This window comes from Tianweitania aestuarii (assembly GCF_018457165.1).
GTDB classification, from domain to species: domain Bacteria; phylum Pseudomonadota; class Alphaproteobacteria; order Rhizobiales; family Rhizobiaceae; genus Tianweitania; species Tianweitania aestuarii.
Genome location: NZ_JAFMNX010000005.1, coordinates 213,148 through 232,384, shown reverse-complemented (window position 1 = coordinate 232,384; position 19,237 = coordinate 213,148). Strand labels below are relative to the sequence as shown.

Sequence of the window (19,237 nt, the reverse complement as noted above, 5' to 3'; positions counted from 1 at the left end):
GCGAACCCCAGAGCCGCCGGCGGCGAACCGCCCTCGTTGATGACCGCTTTCTACGGATAAGCTCACTCCAAGTCAACACGGTTGTGAAAGAAAAATGACGCTGGCCAGTTTCCCTAATGGCATTCGCAAAGGAAGGTTCCATCTCTCCCGAATTTTCATCACCCTGCCTTTGCGCGTGCCATGCCCGGATCGAAGTGCAGCCCCATTGCAGCCCAAAAGCACTGACATGATGACATGCGCTAGAGGACAGCCCTTTATAGAGAGGGTGAGAATCCGCTGGCGCCATGCACAGGCAGGCTCGGCACCAAGGGCTTCACTTCGTTGACTTGCACACACGAGGCAGGCAATGGTTGCCGCGTTGGGCCTGAGGCCGCAGACTGGGGAAGATCTTCCAACCACCGATGCAGGATGTCGACGCGACCATAGCTGCCGCCTTGGGCAATGAACCACCTCTGGATGGCGATGGCCGTAGCGGCCCACCAGACCGGCGCGAGGTGTCAGCCCGTTGGCTGTCGGGCACGTTCCTGACTGGCGTGACATCGAGCGTCCTGATGGGCGTTGCCTTGTTTGCAGCGCTTGATGGTCGCGAGCAGCTCGCGACACCACCGGAAGTGGCGACGCTGTCCCCTACCGGGTCGCCTTCCGAGCAGTCGGGAGAAGCCGCCAAGCGCAATCGCATTGCGCCGCCTCGCGCAATCACGCGCCAGTCAGACCGTCAGCGCATGGAAGTCTCCACGCTCACGCGACAGGGCGACAGCGATGTAGTTCGCATGGTGCCCTTCATGCATCTGGCCATGAGCCTTGCTGACCGTCCGGCCAATGCCAAGTCTTATCCGAAATTCGATCCGCTTGAGGTCTTTGCCGAAGACGCTTCCGTGCAGACTGCAAATACCGGTCTGATCTACGGCGCAAAGGTCGAAAGCGAAGTGACCCTGAAGACGTCCGATTTCCCGTTGGAAACGGCGACCTTCGATGAAAAGAGTGAATTGTCGGCTGACGAGGTCGAAGATGTGGTGCGAACCACCGGTGTCATTCTTCCAGACGGCGGCGTTCAGGTCGCGTCCCTCCACTACATCGCTGAAGAGCGTTTTGGTGACGCGGTGGATGCGCAGACGCTCAGCACCTATGGTGTTCGCATCGTACCGGAAAACATGTCCGTATCGCCTCGTGCCGGCAGCGACGTGACGAAGGACTATGCGGAAGAAGTCTTGCCGATCAAGACGGACCAGCCTTTCGAAACCGCGTTCGCTGGTTCTGGATATGAGGGCGATGAAAGCCGTCGCATGGCGGAAGCGCTGTCGACGCTGACGGGCCAAGATGTGCTGAAAGCCGGATCGGTTTTGCGTATCGGCCTCCAAGTGGTCGGCGACCGTGGCACCATTCTTCGTTGCAGCCTTTACGAGAAAGGCGATCATGTTCTGACCGTCGCGCTCAACGACCGTGGGCAGTTCGTTCAGGGAGATGCGCCTGAGCCGAGTCCGCTGGTCGCCAGCGCTTTCGGTGAAAACCTGCCGCAGCCAGTCCGCGGCGACTTGCCAACGATTTACGATGCGGTGAACCGCTCGGCCTTATCCTACGGCCTGTCGCGTTCTATGACCAAGCAGCTGGTGAAGCTGCTGGCATCGGATGTCGATTACCAGGCAGCCATTGCGCCGAAGGATCGGCTGGAGGTGTTTTTCTCCCAGCCGGACGAGGACAATAACAGCACGGACGAGTCTGAACTCCTGTATGTCAGCGCCAGGTTCGGCGACATGAAGCGCGTTTATTACCGCTTCCAGATGGATGATGGCTCGATCGATTATTTCGATCAGGACGGCAAAAGCTCGCGTCAGTTCCTGCTTCGCAATCCGGTTCCGAATGGACGCTTCACCTCTGGTTTTGGTGGACGCAAGCATCCGATCCTCGGCTATGTGCGCATGCATAGCGGTGTGGACTGGGCTGCACCACGCGGAACGCCGATCATTGCTGCGGGCAATGGTGTCGTGGAGTCGGCTGAACGGAGTTCGTCATTCGGCAACCAGACGATCATTCGTCACGCCAATGGCTATGAGACTTCCTACAACCACCAGAACGCCTTTGCCCCTGGTGTGGTGAAGGGCGCGAAGGTTCGGCAGGGCCAGGTGATCGGCTATGTCGGAACCACCGGCCTGTCGACCGGCCCTCACCTGCATTACGAGCTGATCGTCAACGGCACCAAAGTCGATCCGATGCGCGTGCGCCTGCCGGATAGCCGTGCGCTCAAGGGCGAAGAACTGGCTGAGTTCAAGAAAGAGCGCGACCGGATCGATGCATTCCTGGCCGATGAGGCTCAGAAGGGTCTGACGCTTGCCAGCCGTGAAGTGTCGATCAACTAGCCGCTGACCTTTTCCAGCCCGGCTGGGTTAGCCAGGCGATTGCAGCCGCTCCGAAGCAAGCAGCCGAAGAAATGGCAGCCACCACCTGGAACGCCATGTTGGTGGCCGCGATCCGTTGCAGGTCACCGGCTGTCTGTGTCGCGTGAACGATCGCGCCATATTGCGCGGACGCATCTGGTGCGACTGCGGCGAACACCAGACCTGCCACTGCACCCAATCCCGCGATCGCCATCAAGCCTGCAGCGCGGGCAACCGCATTGTTGACGCCGGATGCCAGACCGCTGTCCTCATCGGGAACGGCCTGCATGATCGCGGTGGACAAGGGTGACACGAGGAGGCCCATGCCGAGCCCCATGATGGCAAGGATGGGAAAGCTGATACGCCACAGTGTCATGAGCGGCATGGTCAGGGACAGCAGAGCAAAGGACAGGCCGACCAAGATGGCGCCCGTGGTGAGGAGCATTCTCGGGCCTTGTCGATCTGCCTGACGACCAGCCCAGCCGGACAGACTGGCGATGAAGACGGATAGCGGCAGAAGAAGCAGGCTGACCTGCCATTCCGGTATGGCCCAGGCCGAGATTAGCGTCATGGGCAGGAAGAACAGCACGCCGTTAAAGGCGAAGAAGAGGATCAGCGTGTAGATATTGGCGCCGGTAAAGGCGGACGAGGCGAACAGCTCCAGCTTTACCATGGGCGCGGATGCGCGTTTTTCCCAGGCAACGAACAGGACGCCGGCCAGAAGCCCCGCCATGATCCAGCCACCGGGCGGCAGGAGGCGCAGTGTGGGTGGCAGGCCAAAAGCGGTGAGGCCCCAGGCGATGAGACCGAGGCTGAGTGTAGCAAGACACGCGCCGACATAGTCCAGCCGACGGTTGGATGGTGGACGATCCGGGGGAACGCGGGTCAGGAGCAGGATGAGCGTCACGACCCCGATCGGACCATTGATGGCGAAGATCAGACGCCACAGCCAGGCATCGCCGACAGCCAGCAGCATGCCGCCGAGAAAGGGGCCGAGTGCGGCCGCCATGGATGCGGCGGCAGCCCAGGTGCCGATGGCCGCACCGCGCTGAGCAGGTGGATAGGACTTCGCGATAAGCGCCAGGCTTCCCGGCACCATGAAGGCGGCGCCGAAGCCTTGCAGGGCGCGCAGGATGATCAGTGTCTGCGCATCGGGAGCCACCGCGCAAAGAAGCGAAGCGATGGTGAAGACGAGAACGCCTGCCGCAAAGATCAGGCGCACGCCGAAGACGTCGCCGGCGGCGCCGCCGATCAGAACGAGGGCCGACAAGAGCAGCATGTAGGAGTTGCTGATCCATTGCGCCTGGATCAGCGATGCGCCGAGATCGTCACGGATTGCGGCGATGGCAAGCGCGACCACCGATCCGTCGAGGAAGCCCATGGCCGAGCCGAGGATTGCGGTAATCAGAACGAACGGCCGCGCGGCCGGCGGGCTGATGCTCTGGATTACGGAGGACGCCGGCGGCACCTCGGCGGCGGAAGGTTCAGGCACGATCATGCCCGAACGCTACGCCAGAAGAACTGCGCCGTCCAAGACATCCGCGACATCGATCCTGTCGCGAATGTCGGATCCGGCGAAAGCCTTAGTCGAGGAACTGAACGAACACGCCGGGCTTGACGATCTTGGCGAGTTCGGCGGCGTCCCAGTTGGTCAGGCGCACGCAGCCGTGGCTTTCCGTCTTGCCGATCTTAGAGGGTTCCGGCGTGCCGTGAATGCCGTAGGTCGGCTTGTCCAAGGCGATCCAGATCGAACCCACCGGACCGTTCGGGCCGGGCGGAATGCGCAGAACCTTGTCGTTCTGACCCTGCTGGAAGTTCAGCTTGGGATTGTAGGTGTATTCCGGATCAAACGCGATGCGCTTGACCTGATGCGTGCCGCTTGGCGAGGGCGTGTCGCCCGAACCGATCGTGGTGGGATAAGCGGCAACGAGATTGCCCGAGGCGTCATAAGCGCGAACCTGCTTGCGCGCCTTGTCGGCGACGATCCGGTCGACCTGCGCCGTGACGTTCTGGCCGATGCTGGCCACACGGATGATCGTGCCGGCGCGGCTGAAATTCGCTTCCGGATTGAGCGCCTTGAGATAGTTCTCGTCCATGTGGAAGCGCTCGCCGAACATCTCGGTGACCGAGGTGTAGCTGAGATGATCGAGCTTGGCCTTTTCGCTGTAATCGTCCGGCACGGAGGCGACCATGGGGGCTGCCACGTCTTCGGGCGTGATCGTATAGTCCACCAAAGCCGGTCCGCCGGTTGCAGCCAGGGCCGCGTCGAGCGCCGGGCCATTGCCGATCGGCAGAGTTTCGCCGGTGAGTTCCTCATAGGCAAGCAGCGCCTTGCGCACATTCGAGCCGTCATGACCGTCGATCACGCCAGGCGAAGCGCCTGCGCGATCGAGCAGAACCTGCAGCTTGGTCATGTCTTCGCTGGCCTTGGACGACATGGTCGGCGTCGACGGCACGGCAGACTGGGGCACGTCGGGACTGGTTGAACCCGTCACCGCCGGCGGCTCACCATAGCCGTTGTCGAGCGGCAAGCGCTCGATGCTGCGGCCGGCATAAGTTTCGTCTTCTTCGCGGGTCAGCGGATACGGATCATTGCCGTCCTGCGGCGCGGGAATGTAGTTCGGGCTGTCGCGCAGCGAACCGCCGCGGCTGTAAACGTCATCATTATAGCGCGGGCGCTGCATCTGCCGGCGGTCGCGCTCCCATGGCGCTTCGTTGCGCACGGTCGGTTCTTCGACGCCGATCACCTGGCCCGAGCGCGTATCGAACAGAACGCGGCGGCCGTATTCGTCATAGAAGACCTGAACATCGCCGGCCTGGGCAAGCTGCATGCCCGCGCTGCTGCGCAGGGGCTGCATGTGAGCGGCGTCATCCCGCATGCCCACGGCGCCGGCGGGCGCAAGGCCAGCGACAGTTGCGAGCAGAACAAACGAAAGCAAGCGGCGAAGCATGTTTTTAGGACCTCTGACGTTAGGCTGATCTCGCCATACTTGTGGTAAATGAAGCGTAAAGCGTGGGGTTGCGTGACCGTGTTTTTGATGCATTGCGCATGAACCGGGCATGAAAATGGCGTGAGACTGGTTCTGGACGGCGTCGGTCTTCACTTCCGCGTTGGCTCATGACCATGATTTCGTTTAAGCGGACGCAACGCAACTTACCGGATCCCATCATGACCGACCTTCCCGATCGCTTGAGCATCGACCCAGCCAGCAAATACTACGACGAAACGCTGATCGAGCGCGGCGTCGGTATCCGCTTCAATGGTGCGGAAAAAATCAATGTCGAGGAATATTGCGTGTCCGAAGGCTGGGTCACGGTCCAGGCCGGCAAGGCGCTGGACCGCAAGGGCAAGCCGCTGACGATGAAGCTCAAGGGCAAGGTCGAACCTTATTTGCGCGACGACGCTTAAGATCGATCCGACTTTTGACCGCGGTTCATAATGCCATGCCACCAGCGTTTGAACCACGCCATATGCCCGAAAATGGCGAGCTTGGCCGCAAGCACCAGAGTTTCTTCGGGGATACCGGCGCCGCAATCCAGCGGCTCTCCATCCCTGACGCGGGTCTGGCAGGCTTTGGCCATGCGGCAGTCACGGCGTGAACAGCGACTGATCGCATTGTCGGCGTCGAGCGCAAAACGCAACGCGTCCTGAAACATGGTGGCGTCCAGCGTATCGCGAAAATGATCGTGCGCCTGGCGGAGCACCTTGATGGCTTCGCGTTCATAAGCGCGGTGGCGCTCTTCGCTGCGGTCTTCGATGTCCTCTTCCATACTCGTCCTAGCTCCTTGATTGGTTTGCGGGCATGCCATCGCGCCTTCCCGCGCTGTTGGCTTGGGAAGCGGACGCGAAACCCCGCGCCTTCGATGATTTTAGATACGGCGCGGGTGTTTCGCGTCCGTCGGTGCTTTCACCCCGATGCCGGTGGGCGGGCTCGGTGCAGACTAGTCGCCACCTCACCGAGTGCTCCCGCACTGACCAGCACAGGGTCCGGGTTTGGGGAGGGACTGATTACCCTCCAAGCCGAACTACCGTAGTTCAACCAACCCGGACACCGCCGCCCTCCCCTGATCCCCGGTGCGCACCAGAGTTCCCGTGAGGGCGATGGGGGAAGGATAGATGGAGTGGGTGGGGGCGTGGATAGATTTAATGCCCGGTATCTTGTTATGGGAGTTAAATCAGACGCTTAGTGGCATCTTTCCCGCTTCGTCATCCTCGGACTTGATCCGAGGATCCATGCCAAACCAGCTAGAACAGCGCACCGCCGATCATCCGCCCGCCATGCACTTATGACCGTTCAGGCATGGATCCCCGGGTCTGCGCCTGCGCTCGCGCTCCGGCTCCGCCCAAGGATGACGAAGAAGGCGGACGGCGGACGGCGGAGCGCTTTCCCTTAAACCTCCCAGCTTGGATGACCTCAGTTGGCCGTTTCAGACCACCGCCTTCACCGGGCTCGTCACGGTCGATCGATCTCGCTCAAAGCCAAGTCTCGGCTTTATCGCCTGTTCACCAAAGCTGTGATCCCGCACTGGAAAGCCTTGGAAGGCGCGCAACATCCAAGAGGTAGGTTGCTTCGACAATCGCATAATGGAGGACATGACGATCATGCGACGCTTACTGCTACTGGCAATCCCTGCTTTCTTGCTGACAGGCTGCGTTTCCGGTGAGGATCAGGCCGCGACGGATGACAATCAATGCAAGTCGTACGGAGCGGCACAAGGCAGCGAGACCTATGTTCAATGTCGTGAATGGGCACAGGGGCAAAGGCAGCAGGCGCAGCAATTCGATCGCGCGCTTTCCGCGACAACGACGCCCGCTCCGGCGCCAGACCAAACGCTGACCGCTTTTTGTCCCGGTTTCGAGCGTGGCTATATGAATGGCTGGGGTGCGGTGAACAAGGCATACCTGTCCAACAGCGCCGTGCCGCCCTGCCCGGTACAGCCGCCGAAAACCGGCATGCAGAGCGACTTTGATCAGGGTTACGCGCTTGGTCAGCAACTCGGCCAAAGCGACGGTCGGCGCGGATAAGCAATCGCGCGAGACCGTACGGCGGCGGGGCGCCAAACGCCCTACCTTGCCGCGCAGTCAGTCTTCGCCGGTTTGCTCCAGCGCCCGTGTCAGGTCCTGAACCTGTTGTTTCAGCGCCTGCACGTCCGTCATGGTCATGCCGGTCTGGGAAAGCAGCGCTTCGCCGAGGCAGCGGCTTTCTTCCTGAAGGGCGCGGCCCTTATCCGTGAGCGTGATGCATATGCTGCGGTCATCGTCGGGATGGCGCGCGCGGGTGACGAGATCGGCCGCTTCGAGGCGCTTCACCAGCGGCGTGATCGTGCTTGGCTCGAGCGACAAACGCTGCGCGATGGCGCCGAGGCTGCGGCCATCGTCTTCCCACAACACATGCAGCACGAGATATTGCGGATAGGTGATGCCGAGCCGATCGAGCATCGGCTTGTAAAGCCGGGTGACGGCCATCGAGGCGCCGTAGAGCGCGAAGCAGAGCTGGTCGTTGAGGGTGACGGTCGGGGCCATGCCGCTTCATAGCAAAAGATATTTATCGCAACAAATAATTTGACTGGACAGAAGAGAACCGTCGTTCTACATGGATAGTTATCGCGATAAGCAATTCTGCGATCCCGTTTTTCAAGGAGCCGAGCATGTCCGTTCAAGTTCTTTACCGCAGCACCGCAACCGCAACCGGCGGCCGTGAAGGCACAGCGCGCACCGAAGACGGCACGTTGGCCGTTTCGCTTTCCACGCCAAAGGAGCTTGGCGGCGCAGGCGGTTCCGGCACCAATCCCGAACAGCTGTTTGCCGCCGGTTATTCCGCCTGTTTCCTTGGCGCCATGAAGGCCGTGGCCGGCAGCCTGAACCTCAAGGTGCCGGCCGAGACCACCGTGACGGCGACCGTTGGCATCGGCCCGCGTTCCGAAGGCGGCTTCGGCATCACCGCCGATCTGAAGATCAGCCTGCCGGGCCTGTCGCATGAAGACGCCGAGCGTCTGGTGGAAAAGGCGCACCAGACCTGCCCTTATTCCAACGCCACCCGCAACAATGTGGATGTCGGCCTGACAATCGCCTGACACGCACGCCCAGCTTCGAGCCGGCAATAAAAAGCCTCCCGCGCTTCAAGGCGCGGGAGGCTTTTTCGTTTGGGAAAACGCCGCGGTTTAGGCGGCGACCTTTTCTCCATTGTCTTCCGACTTGGAGCCGGTGACGTAGAAGGTCAGCCGGTCCGAACCTGCGGAAACCTTGACGCGGCTACCATCCGGAATGTCGCCGGTCAGGATCTTTTCGGCGAGCGGATCCTGCAGCTCCTTCTGGATCACGCGCTTGAGCGGACGCGCGCCGTAAGCGGGGTCGTAGCCCTTGTTGGCGAGCCAGTCGCGGGCTTCCCCGTCCAGCTCGATCGTGATCTTGCGATCATGAAGCAGCTTGTGGAGCCGTTCGAGCTGGATCTCGACGATGCGACCCATATCCTGACGGCGCAACCGGTGGAACAGGATCACCTCGTCGATGCGGTTGAGGAATTCCGGCCGGAACGACCCGCGCACCACCGACATGACCTGCTCGCGCGCGGCATCCGCCTGCTGATCCTCGCCGAGATTAACGAGATATTCGGCGCCGAGATTGGACGTCATCACGATCAGCGTGTTGCGGAAGTCGACCGTGCGGCCCTGCCCATCGGTCAAACGACCGTCATCGAGCACCTGCAGCAGCACGTTGAAGACATCCGGATGCGCCTTTTCGATCTCGTCGAACAGGATCACCTGATAGGGCCGACGACGAACCGCTTCGGTCAGCGCACCGCCTTCCTCATAGCCTACATAGCCGGGAGGCGCGCCGATGAGGCGGGCAACCGAGTGCTTTTCCATGAACTCCGACATGTCGATGCGCACCATCGCGGTTTCATCGGCAAACAGGAAGTTCGCCAGCGCCTTGGTGAGCTCGGTCTTGCCGACGCCGGTTGGGCCGAGGAACATGAAGGAGCCGATCGGACGGTTGGGGTCCTGCAAGCCGGCGCGGGCTCGGCGAACGGCTTTCGCCACCGCCTGAACCGCTTCGCCCTGGCCAACAACGCGCTTGCCGATCTCGTCTTCCATGCGCAACAGCTTCTCGCGCTCGCCTTCCAGCATCTTGTCGACGGGAATGCCGGTCCAGCGCGACACGATGTGCGCGACATGATCGGGCGACACGGTTTCTTCCACCATGGAGCCGCGATTGTCGATTGCTTCGGCATCCACCAGCTGCTTTTCAAGCTGCGGGATCTGGCCGTAAGCGAGCTCGCCGGCGCGCTGGAATTCGCCCTTGCGCTGGGCAATGGCGAGTTCGTTGCGCGCTTCATCGAGCTGGCGCTTCAGATCGGCGGCGAGGCCGAGCTTCTGCTTTTCGGCCTGCCATTTGGAGGTCAGCTCGGTGGAATCTTCTTCCAGCGCAACGAGCTCGTTTTCCAGCCGGTCGAGACGGTCCTTGGACGCAGCGTCGGTTTCCAGACGCAACGCTTCGCGCTCGATCTTAAGCTGCATGATGCGGCGGTCGATCTCATCGAGTGCTTCCGGCTTGGAATCGACCTGCATGCGCAGGCGCGACGCGGCCTCGTCGACCAGGTCGATCGCCTTGTCGGGCAGGAAGCGGTCAGTGATGTAGCGGTTCGACAAGGTTGCTGCGGAGACAAGTGCTGAATCCGAGATGCGGACCTTGTGGTGCTGCTCGTATTTTTCCTTCAAGCCGCGCAGGATCGAGATCGTGTCTTCGACGGTGGGTTCACCAACGAACACGGCCTGGAAACGACGGGCGAGCGCCGGGTCCTTCTCGACATGCTTGCGATATTCATCGAGCGTGGTGGCGCCGACGCAGTGCAGCTCGCCGCGTGCCAGGGCAGGCTTCAGAAGGTTCGACGCATCCATCGCGCCTTCGGATTTGCCGGCACCGACCAGCGTGTGCATTTCGTCGATGAACAGGATGATGTCGCCATTGGCCGACGTGACTTCCGACAGAACGCTTTTCAGGCGCTCCTCGAATTCGCCGCGATATTTGGCGCCGGCGATCAAGGAGCCCATGTCGAGCGCCATCAGCTGCTTGTCGCGCAGGCTTTCAGGCACGTCGCCATTGACGATGCGCAAGGCGAGGCCCTCGGCGATTGCCGTTTTGCCGACGCCGGGTTCACCGATCAGCACCGGGTTGTTCTTGGTGCGCCGCGACAGAACCTGGATCGTGCGGCGGATCTCGTCGTCGCGGCCGATCACCGGATCGAGCTTGCCTTCGCGCGCATCCTTGGTGAGGTCGCGGGCATATTTCTTCAAGGCGTCATAGCCCTGTTCGGCCGAGGCGGAATCGGCGGTGCGGCCCTTGCGCAGATCGTTGATGACCTGGTTCAGCGCAGCAGGCGTGACACCGGCCTTGGCGAGGATGTCAGCGGTCTTGGCGGATTTCTCGACAGCAAGCGCGGTCAGGAGGCGCTCGACCGTGACGAATGAGTCACCCGCCTTCTTGGCAATGTCTTCGGCCGTGGTGAAGATCTTGGCGAGCGGCTGCGCGAGGTAAAGCTGGCCGTTGCCGCCTTCCACCTTGGGCAGCGCTTCCAAAGCGGCTTCAACGCCGAGCTGCACGTCCTTCGGACGACCGCCGGCGCGCTCGATCAGGTTCGAAGCGAGACCTTCCTCGTCGTCGACCAGCACCTTGAGCAGGTGTTCGGGCGTGAACTGCTGGTGGTTGCGCGACAGCGCCATGGTTTGTGCGGACTGGATGAAGCCGCGCACGCGTTCTGAATATTTCTCGATGTTCATGTCTTCAGTCCCTTTCCCTGAACCAGCCCGCTTTGCGGCACCGGCCAAGTGTCAGATGACGGGTCTCCAGATGGCAGACCCTGTTCAAGGAGGAATATGGGTGTTGGCAAAAGCGCGCTCAAGAACGCGTGAAACGAAAAATGGCGGAGCTTTCGCCCCGCCATTTTTCATGATCGGTTGTTTGTCAGTTTCCTAGCTGGCAGCCTCGACCGGCTGGTCGTCATTGGCGCCGACTTCAACACCTTCGCCCTTGGGAACCCGCGGCTTGCGTGGCTTGCGCGGCTTGCGAACCGGCTGTTCTTCGCCCTCGCCGCCCGAAACAGCATCGACGGGAGCGCTCTCAACCTGGGCAGCCTGCGGCGAACCCGGCACCTGCGCGGCGGCCTCGGAGGCAACCGGCTGGGGTGCGGCCGGTGCAGAAGCAGCCGGCTGTTCAGCGGTGTTTGCGGACGGCTTTTCCTGTGCGTCCTGCTGGCTCTGGATTGCCTGCGCATTGCCATGCGCGACCTCGGCCGGAACGCCTTCGATCACCGGCTGCGGACCCGAACCATCGACGCGGTTGCGCTGGTCGCGATCGCGATACGGACGACGTTCGCGCGGTTCGCGGCCTTCACGTGGCTCACGGGCCTCGCGTGGTTCACGACCTTCACGGCCTTCGCGTGGTTCACGGCCTTCGCGTGGCTCGCGATTGTCGCGGCCTTCGCGCTGACCCTGGCCATCGCGCTGACCTTGATTGTCGCGATAACCCTGATTGTCACGGTGGTCGCGACGATCGTTGTTGTCACGGTTGTCGGTCTGTTCGCGCTGACCATCCTGCCCCTGACGCGGCTGGTCGCCGTTCTGGCCGGACTGGTTCTGATCGCCGTTTTCGGACTCATCGTCCATGTCTTCATCGAAATCGCTGCGCTGATCGCGCGCGACCGGCTGCGGCAACAGGGCCTGAGCGGCTGCAATGATGCGGTTATAGTGCTCGGCGTGCTGCAGATAGTTTTCGGCCATCACGCGGTCGCCCGAGCTTTGCGCATCGCGCGCCAGCGTCGTGTATTTTTCGGCAATCTGCATCGCAGAACCGCGGATCTTCACGTCCGGCCCATTGCTCTCATAGGAGCGGGTCAGCGGATTCGGGCCCTTGCGGTTATTGTTGTGGTTGTTGTTGTTATTATTGTTGTTACCGCCGTTGCGCCCGCGCATACGCCGGTTTTGCTGTTGTGGCCTCATCCTAGTTCTTTCTGACCTAGCTCATAAACTGAAGAAGGGGAGTTTCGGGATCGCGGAAGGGATGCCTGGCCGCGTGATACACGCCGTCACCGGACAATCCGATCTGTCAGTGTTTGGGCCGCTTGCTGCGCACAAAGCGCGGCAGTCCACCGCCGTGACGTCATCTTTTCCTAAGTCACTTGCCGAACGATCCCCGCACGAAGCACAGGCGCTCAACACGCAAGAAGGCAGTATCAGTTCTTGGATCCCGAATCGGTAACGGCACTGCCTGCTTCGTCATCCGGTGCCTTTGACCCTAGAGACAAAGACCGGCCTTGCCAAGTGCTTTTTCGGGCAAACCCTTGTTGTGCACGACCCAAAGGCGCAGCGGATCCGCTGGTTCAGGCCTGTTTGAACGCAAAGATCAGCACGCGGTCGTTGCCGCCATAATCCTTGCGGGCGTCGATCAGGCGATACCCGGCGCGCTCGAACAGCGCTGAAACCAAGGTTTTCTGATCCCAGCCGATCTCCAGACCGATGATCCCGTCTGGCGCAAGAGACCGCTCAGCGCCCTCGGCGATGGCGCGATAGGCATCGAGCCCATCCGTTCCGCCATCCAGAGCCCGCATCGGATCATGATCGCGCACATCGCGCGACAGATCGGCGATAACGGCGCTGGCGATGTAAGGCGGGTTGGACACAATGGCGTCGAAGCGGCCCGTCACATCCGCAAGCCAGTCGGAGCGAACGGTCTCGAACCGATCCGCCACGCCGTTAATCCGGGCATTGCCGCTGGCCGTTTGGAGCGCGCCGGCCGACAGGTCGGTTGCAACCGCCTTCAACCCCGCGACTTCCTTCAGAAGCGAAACGGCTATAGCGCCCGAACCCGTGCCGAGGTCGAGCACCTGGCAGGAACCGGCCGCCGTCAGGCGCGTGCGCAGCCAGGGCGCCACGGCATCAACGAGGATTTCGGTGTCGGGGCGCGGCTCCAGCGTGTCGGGCGACAGGTTGAAACGAAGCCCATGAAAATCGCGATAGCCGAGAATGCGGTGAACCGGCTCGCCGCCAATCCTGCGGGTTTGAGCGGCTTCAAGCGCGGCCAGCTGCTCCTGCGTCAAGACATGATGGGGGTCACGCACCAGATCGAGTGCGCTCAGGCCGGTAACATGCTCGAACAACAAGCGCGCATCGAAGTCGGCACCCTCGATCCGAGCGCTGCGCAACGCGTCGCGAACCATCCGCAGCGCTTGGGATGCGCTTGTCATGGACGGTAATCAGGCATCGCCGAGCGCCAGAAGCAGCGTCGACTGATGATCGGCGATCAGCGCATCGAACAACTCGTCGAGATCGCCTTCAACGACGCGATCGAGCTTGTAGAGCGTGAGGTTGATGCGGTGGTCGGTGATGCGGCCTTGCGGGAAATTATAGGTGCGGATGCGCTCGGAGCGATCGCCCGACCCGACCTGAAGGCGGCGTGCTTCGGAGCGTTCGTCCGCCAGCTTTGTACGCTCGGCATCGAACAAACGCGCGCGCAGGATCTGCATGGCGCGGGCGCGGTTCTGGTGCTGGGATTTTTCCGCCTGCACGACAACGATGCCGGACGGAATATGCGTGATACGCACGGCCGAATCCGTGGTGTTGACGTGCTGGCCGCCGGCACCCGACGCACGCATCGTGTCGATGCGAATGTCTTCGTTGCGGATTTCGATATCGACGTCCTCGGCTTCCGGCAGAACGGCCACGGTGGCCGCCGAGGTGTGGATGCGCCCGCTGGCTTCGGTGGCCGGCACGCGCTGAACGCGATGCACGCCGGATTCGAATTTCAGCTTGGAAAACACGCCCTTGCCCGACACGGTGGCAATGATTTCCTTGTAGCCGCCCGCCTCGCCTTCCGAGGCCGAAACCAGCTCGACCTTCCAGCCCTGGGTCGAGGCATAGCGCTCATACATGCGGAAAAGATCGCCGGCGAAGATCGCGGCTTCGTCGCCGCCGGTGCCGGCGCGGATTTCGAGGATCGCGTTCTTGGCGTCGGCGGCATCGCGCGGCAGAAGCAGGATCTGAATGTCGGACTCGAGCTCTTCGATCCGCTCATCGAGACCCGGAATATCGGCTTCCGCCAGCGCCCGCATTTCAGGGTCAGCCAGCATGGCATCGAGATCGGCGCGCTCGGCCTTTGCGGCATTGAGTTCGCGGATCTTGGCTGCGATCTCCTGCAGCTCGGAATATTCCGAGGCGAGCTTCACATAGGTTTCGGCATCTGGACCGGCCGACATCTGCGCTTCAACGAAGTCGAAGCGGCGCAGCATCTGATCCATGCGTTCAGCAGGAAGATTGACCATCAGGATTCCAAGATATCAGAGCGGCACGCCGTGCTTGGCGGCGAAAGCCTGCAACTGCGGGCGAACCGAGTGCTGGGCGTTGGGTGAGGCGAGCAGGTCAGCCATGCAAATCTCGAGTTCCGCCACCGGCAGTTCGCATAACATCGCCTTCACCGGACCGATCGCGGCCGGCGACATGGAGATGGAGCGGAAACCCAGACCGATCAAGGCCATGGCCGACAAAGGTCGCCCAGCGAGTTCGCCGCACAAGGTCACCGCCGTCTTGTGCCGATGACCGGCATCCACGATCTGCTTGAGCGCGCGCAGGAACGGCGCCGACAGGGGATCGAAGCGGTCCGACAGGAGCGCGCTGCCGCGATCTGTGGCGGTGATGAACTGAAACAGGTCGTTGGAGCCAACCGACACGAAATCCACGGCCGCCATCAACTCGTCGAGTTGCCAAAGGAGCGACGGCACTTCGAGCATCGCGCCGAGCTTCAGCTTGGTCGGGAGATGATGGGCAAAGCGTGAGAGATGGCGCACTTCGCGGTCGAGCAGATCGCGCGCCTGCACGATCTCGTCGATCTCAGTGACCATCGGCAGCATCAAACGCAGTTCGCGCCCGCCGGCGGCCTTGAGAAGCGCGCGCAGCTGAGTGCGCAGAAAGCCCGGACGATCGAGCGTCAAGCGGATCGCGCGCCAGCCGAGTGCCGGATTTTCCTCGTTCACCGCGCCCTTGAAGTAAGGCAGCACCTTGTCGCCGCCGATATCGATGGTGCGGAAGGTGACGGGCTTGGTGCCAGCAGCATCCAGCACGTCGCGATACAACCGCTCCTGCGCTTCGGCACGCGGGAAAGTGGCGGCCACCATGAACTGCAGTTCGGTGCGAAACAGCCCAATGCCGGCTGCACCCGATTCATCGAGCTGCGGCAGATCGACGGCGAGGCCCGCATTCATCAGAAGGTCGATGTGAACGCCGTCGCGGGAATCGGACGGCCGGTCGCGGGTTTCGCGGTAAAGCTCCTGGCGGCGGGCGCGAAAGCGCACCTTTTCGGCATAAGCCGCTTCAACATCCGATTGCGGTCGCAGATGGACCTGGCCTTCATCGCCATCGACGATGATCGCATCGCCGTTTTCGGCCATGGACACGGCGCCCTTGACCTGACCGGACACGGGAATGCCCATGGCGCGCGCAACGATCACCACGTGGCTGGTGATCGCGCCGTCTTCCAGAACGAGGCCGCGAATACGGTCGCGCGGATAATCGAGCAGTTCGGCCGCACCCATCGAGCGCGCCACAACAACCGCGTCGCGCGGAAGAGCTTCGCCCAGACCGTCCGGCCCGCGGCCAAGCAGCTGGCGCAGAAGCCGGTTGGCGAGATCGTCGAAATCGCTCATCCGCTCGCGTAAGTAAGGATCGGTCATGTGCTGCATGCGCGCGCGCATGTCGCTTTGAACCTTTTCCACGGCGGCTTCGGCTGTCAAACCGTTGCGCACGGCTTCTTCCAGACGCCGCACCCAGCCGCGATCATGCGCAAACATGCGGTAAGCTTCGAGCACGGCGCGATGTTCGCCCTCGAACGCCACATCGCGGCGCGACAGCATGTCGTCGATCGACAAGCGCAGCGAGTTCAGGGAATCGGTCAAACGGCCGAGTTCTTCGTCCGAATCTTCGTTGAAGAGGTTGGTGACGACGACGCGCGGCTCGTGCAGCACGACATGGCCGAGGCCGACGCCATCGTTGAAGGCCAGACCGGCAAAGGAAGCGGGGCGTGTGAGATCGAGCTCAAGGCCTGGGCGCGTCAAACGCGCGAGATCGCCGGTTGCGATCATCTCGGCAATCACCATCGCGGTGGTTTCGAGCGCCTCGATCTCGTCTTCGCGGTAATGGCGCATCGTGCGGTTCTGGACGGTCAGAACGCCGAGCGTGCGGCCTGCGCGCAAGACCGGCACGCCGAGGAAGGAATTGTAGATCTCTTCGCCGGTTTCGGGGAGATAGGCGAAGGCCGGATGCTGCTGCGCGTCGGTCAGGTTCAGCGCGCGGGCCGAGGCCGCGATCGTGCCGACAAGGCCCTGCCCCAGCCGCAACTGGGCCAAGTGGACCGAACCGGGATTCAGACCTTCGGTGGCGTAGAGTTCGAGAACCGAGTCGGAGCGCAGCACGTAAAGCGAGCAGACTTCGGCCACCATCTGCTGCGCGATTTCACGCACGATGCGGTCGAGGCGTTCCTGCGGCTCCAGCGCTTCGGCCATGAGCTCGCGCAGACGCTTGAGAAGCACTCGCGGTCCTGCGGCCTGGTCACGCATTGATCGAATCACCTTTACGGCCGGCGAAAGGTGCTCGCTGGCCAACCAACCTCACGCCGAAATTGAGCGTTTAAGCTACTGCTTGTCCAGTCCATACACCGAATGAAGCGTACGAACCGCCAATTCGGTATAGGCCGCGTCGATCAGAATGGAAATCTTGATCTCGGAGGTCGTGATCGCGCGGATGTTGATGCCGCGATCGGCCAGCGCCTTGAAAGCGGCGGCCGCGACACCGGCATGGGAGCGCATGCCCATGCCCACAACGGAAATCTTGGCCATGCCGCTTTCCGACTGAACGGTGTCGATGCCGATGTCCTTCTGGATCTGCTCGAGCACGACGCGGACCTTGTCGAGGTCGCCGGCCGGCACGGTAAAGGTCATGTCGGTGCGCGAACCGTCCTCGGAGATGTTCTGGACGATCATGTCGACATTGATGTTGGCTTCGGCCAGCGGCATGAAGATGCCGGCTGCGACGCCCGGACGATCCGAAACGCGGCGCAGCGATATCTGCGCTTCGTCGCGGGCATAAGCGATACCGGTCACGACCTGCTGTTCCACGATTTCATCCTCGTCGCAAATGAGTGTGCCGGGCGGATTGTCGAAATCCCCCATCCCCGGCGCGTTGGGATCCTCGAAAGAAGAGCGCACAAAGGTGCGCACCTTGTGAACCATGGCAAGCTCGACCGAGCGAACCTGCAGAACCTTGGCGCCGAGCGAGGCCAGTTCCAGCATTTCCTCGAAGGAAACGCGGTTCAAGCGGCGTGCCTTGGGCTCGATGCGCGGGTCGGTCGTGTAAACGCCGTCGACATCCGTATAGATGTCGCAGCGATCGGCCTTCACGGCAGCGGCGATGGCAACAGCGCTCGTATCCGAGCCGCCGCGACCAAGCGTGGCGATGCGATTGTCTGGGCCGATGCCCTGAAAACCGGCGATCACGGCCACCTGACCGATGCCGAAACGGCGCACGAGTTCCGAACCGTCAATATCGGTGATGCGGGCCGCACCATGCGCGCCATCGGTGCGGATCGGGATCTGCCAGCCAGCCCAGGAGCGGGCATCGATGCCGATATGCTGCAAGGCGATCGCCAGAAGGCCGGCCGTGACCTGCTCGCCCGACGCCACGACGGCATCATATTCGCGCGCGTCATGCATGGGTGACGCATCGCGCGTCCAGGCAACCAGCTCGTTCGTCTTGCCGGACATAGCCGACACCACGACCGCGACTTCGTGGCCGGCATCGACTTCGCGTTTGACGTGTTGGGCCACCACGCGAATGCGGGCGATGTCGGCGACGGATGTTCCGCCGAATTTCATCACGATACGCGCCACGGATCTGCTGCCTTTGGAGTTAAACGCGCATATCCCGGTCGAGGTACTTGGCGCTTGAATGCTTGAACATGCCTTCGGGTAAACCGCAGGCGGATGCGGCGTCCATAACCAAAAGCCGGGCACCGCGCAAGCAACTGGGTTGCTTCCGCGGATCGAATGCCTAACCTTTGTTTGCAGCACCAGCAGGACCGTTCATGCCCCGTTTCAGCAAGCCGAGATCTTTGACGCTCACCGCAGACCACGTGGCACGGCTTGCCAGAACCATCCCCGATCCCGGCTTCCAGCCCCTGCCCGGCATGGTGCAGATGACAAAGGACGATTACAACGAAATCGCCGCCGAGCTGATCGCGCAGGCTCCGAAAGACGGTTTGTGGGTGTTCGCCTATGGCTCGCTGATCTGGAACCCGGATTTCGATTTCACCGACAAAAAGATTGCGCGGGCACGCGGCTGGCATCGCGCCTTTTGTTTGGGCTGGGACTACCGCTTTCGCGGTAACCGCGACCAGCCGGGCGTGATGCTGGCGCTCGATCGTGGCGGCTCCTGCACCGGCGTGATCTTTCGTTTGCCCGACGATGCGCTCGAAGCCAACATGCACCGCCTGCTCCGCCGCGAAATGAGCATGCGGCCGACCGCCTTTCCGCCGCGCTGGATTCCCGTGGAAACGGAAGGAGGCCGCCTCACCGTTCTGACCTTTGCCATGAACCGCAAGAGCGGTCGTTACATCGGCGATCTCAGCGACGAACAAACCGCCGATGTGCTGGCCACCGCCTGCGGTTTTCGTGGCTCCATGGTGGAATATCTCTGGAACACCGTGACGCATCTGGAAGAACTGGGCATTCACGACCGCTATCTTTGGCGGCTGCAGGAACTCACGGCCAAGCGGATCGATGCCGCGCAGGGCGTGGATCGCGCTGCAGGCTGATGACGGGCACTTG

General features: G+C 62.0%; 15 protein-coding genes. 5 read left to right on the top strand and 10 right to left on the bottom strand.

Features of this window, described 5'->3' with window-relative positions; all coding sequences use genetic code 11:
• Positions 1 to 401 precede the first annotated feature (401 nt).
• Positions 402 to 2,354: a M23 family metallopeptidase gene (locus JYU29_RS17170; RefSeq protein WP_213986072.1), complete on the top strand. Its 1,953-nt coding sequence runs from the start codon at positions 402 to 404 to the stop codon at positions 2,352 to 2,354.
• On the opposite strand, the gene JYU29_RS17165 is transcribed toward JYU29_RS17170, so the two are convergent.
• Complete coding sequence (locus tag JYU29_RS17165) at positions 2,347 to 3,864, bottom strand: MFS transporter (protein WP_347879919.1); 1,518 nt, start codon at positions 3,862 to 3,864, stop codon at positions 2,347 to 2,349. The genes JYU29_RS17170 and JYU29_RS17165 overlap by 8 nt on opposite strands.
• A 91-nt stretch (positions 3,865 to 3,955) precedes the next feature.
• Positions 3,956 to 5,323, bottom strand: a complete 1,368-nt coding sequence (locus tag JYU29_RS17160; protein ID WP_213986070.1) for a L,D-transpeptidase — start codon at positions 5,321 to 5,323, stop codon at positions 3,956 to 3,958.
• A gap of 218 nt (positions 5,324 to 5,541) precedes the next feature.
• Here JYU29_RS17160 and JYU29_RS17155 point away from each other — a divergent pair, with 218 nt between their 5' ends.
• A complete protein-coding gene (locus JYU29_RS17155; protein ID WP_213986069.1) occupies positions 5,542 to 5,781 on the top strand; it encodes a DUF3297 family protein in 240 nt (79 codons plus the stop codon).
• Here JYU29_RS17155 and JYU29_RS17150 read toward each other — a convergent pair.
• A complete protein-coding gene (locus tag JYU29_RS17150) occupies positions 5,778 to 6,182 on the bottom strand; it encodes a hypothetical protein (protein ID WP_213986068.1) in 405 nt (134 codons plus the stop codon). The genes JYU29_RS17155 and JYU29_RS17150 overlap by 4 nt on opposite strands.
• Positions 6,183 to 6,966: 784 nt before the next feature.
• Here JYU29_RS17150 and JYU29_RS17145 point away from each other — a divergent pair.
• Positions 6,967 to 7,398 carry a hypothetical protein gene (locus tag JYU29_RS17145; RefSeq protein ID WP_213986067.1) on the top strand — a complete coding sequence of 144 codons (432 nt, stop codon included), beginning with the start codon at positions 6,967 to 6,969 and terminating at the stop codon, positions 7,396 to 7,398.
• 57 nt (positions 7,399 to 7,455) lie between these two features.
• On the opposite strand, the gene JYU29_RS17140 is transcribed toward JYU29_RS17145, so the two are convergent.
• Entirely contained in the window at positions 7,456 to 7,896 is a 441-nt protein-coding gene (locus JYU29_RS17140; RefSeq protein WP_213986066.1) for a MarR family winged helix-turn-helix transcriptional regulator, read from the bottom strand.
• A gap of 125 nt (positions 7,897 to 8,021) precedes the next feature.
• On the opposite strand from JYU29_RS17140, the gene JYU29_RS17135 reads away from it, so the two are divergent.
• Positions 8,022 to 8,447, top strand: coding sequence for an organic hydroperoxide resistance protein (locus tag JYU29_RS17135; RefSeq protein ID WP_213986065.1), 426 nt, complete (start codon positions 8,022 to 8,024; stop codon positions 8,445 to 8,447).
• Between the two features lie 87 nt (positions 8,448 to 8,534).
• Here the strand turns inward: JYU29_RS17135 and clpB are convergent, their stop codons facing one another.
• From clpB to JYU29_RS17105, 6 genes are all read right to left on the bottom strand, one after another.
• Positions 8,535 to 11,150, bottom strand: a complete 2,616-nt coding sequence (gene clpB / locus JYU29_RS17130; RefSeq protein ID WP_213986064.1) for an ATP-dependent chaperone ClpB — start codon at positions 11,148 to 11,150, stop codon at positions 8,535 to 8,537.
• Positions 11,151 to 11,342: 192 nt separating this feature from the next.
• Positions 11,343 to 12,368 (bottom strand): DUF4167 domain-containing protein, encoded by a 1,026-nt coding sequence (locus tag JYU29_RS17125; RefSeq protein WP_213986063.1) that lies wholly within the window; start codon positions 12,366 to 12,368, stop codon positions 11,343 to 11,345.
• Positions 12,369 to 12,748: 380 nt separating this feature from the next.
• Positions 12,749 to 13,612 (bottom strand): peptide chain release factor N(5)-glutamine methyltransferase, encoded by an 864-nt coding sequence (gene prmC, locus JYU29_RS17120; protein ID WP_213986062.1) that lies wholly within the window; start codon positions 13,610 to 13,612, stop codon positions 12,749 to 12,751.
• A 9-nt stretch (positions 13,613 to 13,621) separates the two neighbouring features.
• Complete coding sequence (prfA, locus tag JYU29_RS17115) at positions 13,622 to 14,686, bottom strand: peptide chain release factor 1 (RefSeq protein ID WP_213986061.1); 1,065 nt, start codon at positions 14,684 to 14,686, stop codon at positions 13,622 to 13,624.
• Positions 14,687 to 14,701: 15 nt separating this feature from the next.
• Positions 14,702 to 16,972, bottom strand: a complete 2,271-nt coding sequence (gene ptsP / locus JYU29_RS17110; RefSeq protein WP_213986060.1) for a phosphoenolpyruvate--protein phosphotransferase — start codon at positions 16,970 to 16,972, stop codon at positions 14,702 to 14,704.
• A gap of 75 nt (positions 16,973 to 17,047) precedes the next feature.
• Positions 17,048 to 18,301 carry an aspartate kinase gene (locus tag JYU29_RS17105; RefSeq protein ID WP_213986059.1) on the bottom strand — a complete coding sequence of 418 codons (1,254 nt, stop codon included), beginning with the start codon at positions 18,299 to 18,301 and terminating at the stop codon, positions 17,048 to 17,050.
• A 194-nt stretch (positions 18,302 to 18,495) separates the two neighbouring features.
• Here JYU29_RS17105 and JYU29_RS17100 point away from each other — a divergent pair, with 194 nt between their 5' ends.
• Positions 18,496 to 19,224, top strand: a complete 729-nt coding sequence (locus JYU29_RS17100; RefSeq protein ID WP_213986058.1) for a gamma-glutamylcyclotransferase — start codon at positions 18,496 to 18,498, stop codon at positions 19,222 to 19,224.
• Positions 19,225 to 19,237: the final 13 nt, after the last annotated feature.

Coding starts and splice junctions, on each gene's coding strand:
- JYU29_RS17170 (WP_213986072.1), top strand. CDS start 402: ATGCAGGATGTCGACGCGACCATAGCTGCCGCCTTGGGCAATGAACCA.
- JYU29_RS17160 (WP_213986070.1), bottom strand. CDS start 5,323: ATGCTTCGCCGCTTGCTTTCGTTTGTTCTGCTCGCAACTGTCGCTGGC.
- JYU29_RS17155 (WP_213986069.1), top strand. CDS start 5,542: ATGACCGACCTTCCCGATCGCTTGAGCATCGACCCAGCCAGCAAATAC.
- JYU29_RS17150 (WP_213986068.1), bottom strand. CDS start 6,182: ATGGCATGCCCGCAAACCAATCAAGGAGCTAGGACGAGTATGGAAGAG.
- JYU29_RS17145 (WP_213986067.1), top strand. CDS start 6,967: ATGACGATCATGCGACGCTTACTGCTACTGGCAATCCCTGCTTTCTTG.
- JYU29_RS17140 (WP_213986066.1), bottom strand. CDS start 7,896: ATGGCCCCGACCGTCACCCTCAACGACCAGCTCTGCTTCGCGCTCTAC.
- JYU29_RS17135 (WP_213986065.1), top strand. CDS start 8,022: ATGTCCGTTCAAGTTCTTTACCGCAGCACCGCAACCGCAACCGGCGGC.
- clpB (WP_213986064.1), bottom strand. CDS start 11,150: ATGAACATCGAGAAATATTCAGAACGCGTGCGCGGCTTCATCCAGTCC.
- JYU29_RS17125 (WP_213986063.1), bottom strand. CDS start 12,368: ATGAGGCCACAACAGCAAAACCGGCGTATGCGCGGGCGCAACGGCGGT.
- prmC (WP_213986062.1), bottom strand. CDS start 13,612: ATGACAAGCGCATCCCAAGCGCTGCGGATGGTTCGCGACGCGTTGCGC.
- prfA (WP_213986061.1), bottom strand. CDS start 14,686: ATGGTCAATCTTCCTGCTGAACGCATGGATCAGATGCTGCGCCGCTTC.
- ptsP (WP_213986060.1), bottom strand. CDS start 16,972: ATGCGTGACCAGGCCGCAGGACCGCGAGTGCTTCTCAAGCGTCTGCGC.
- JYU29_RS17100 (WP_213986058.1), top strand. CDS start 18,496: ATGCCCCGTTTCAGCAAGCCGAGATCTTTGACGCTCACCGCAGACCAC.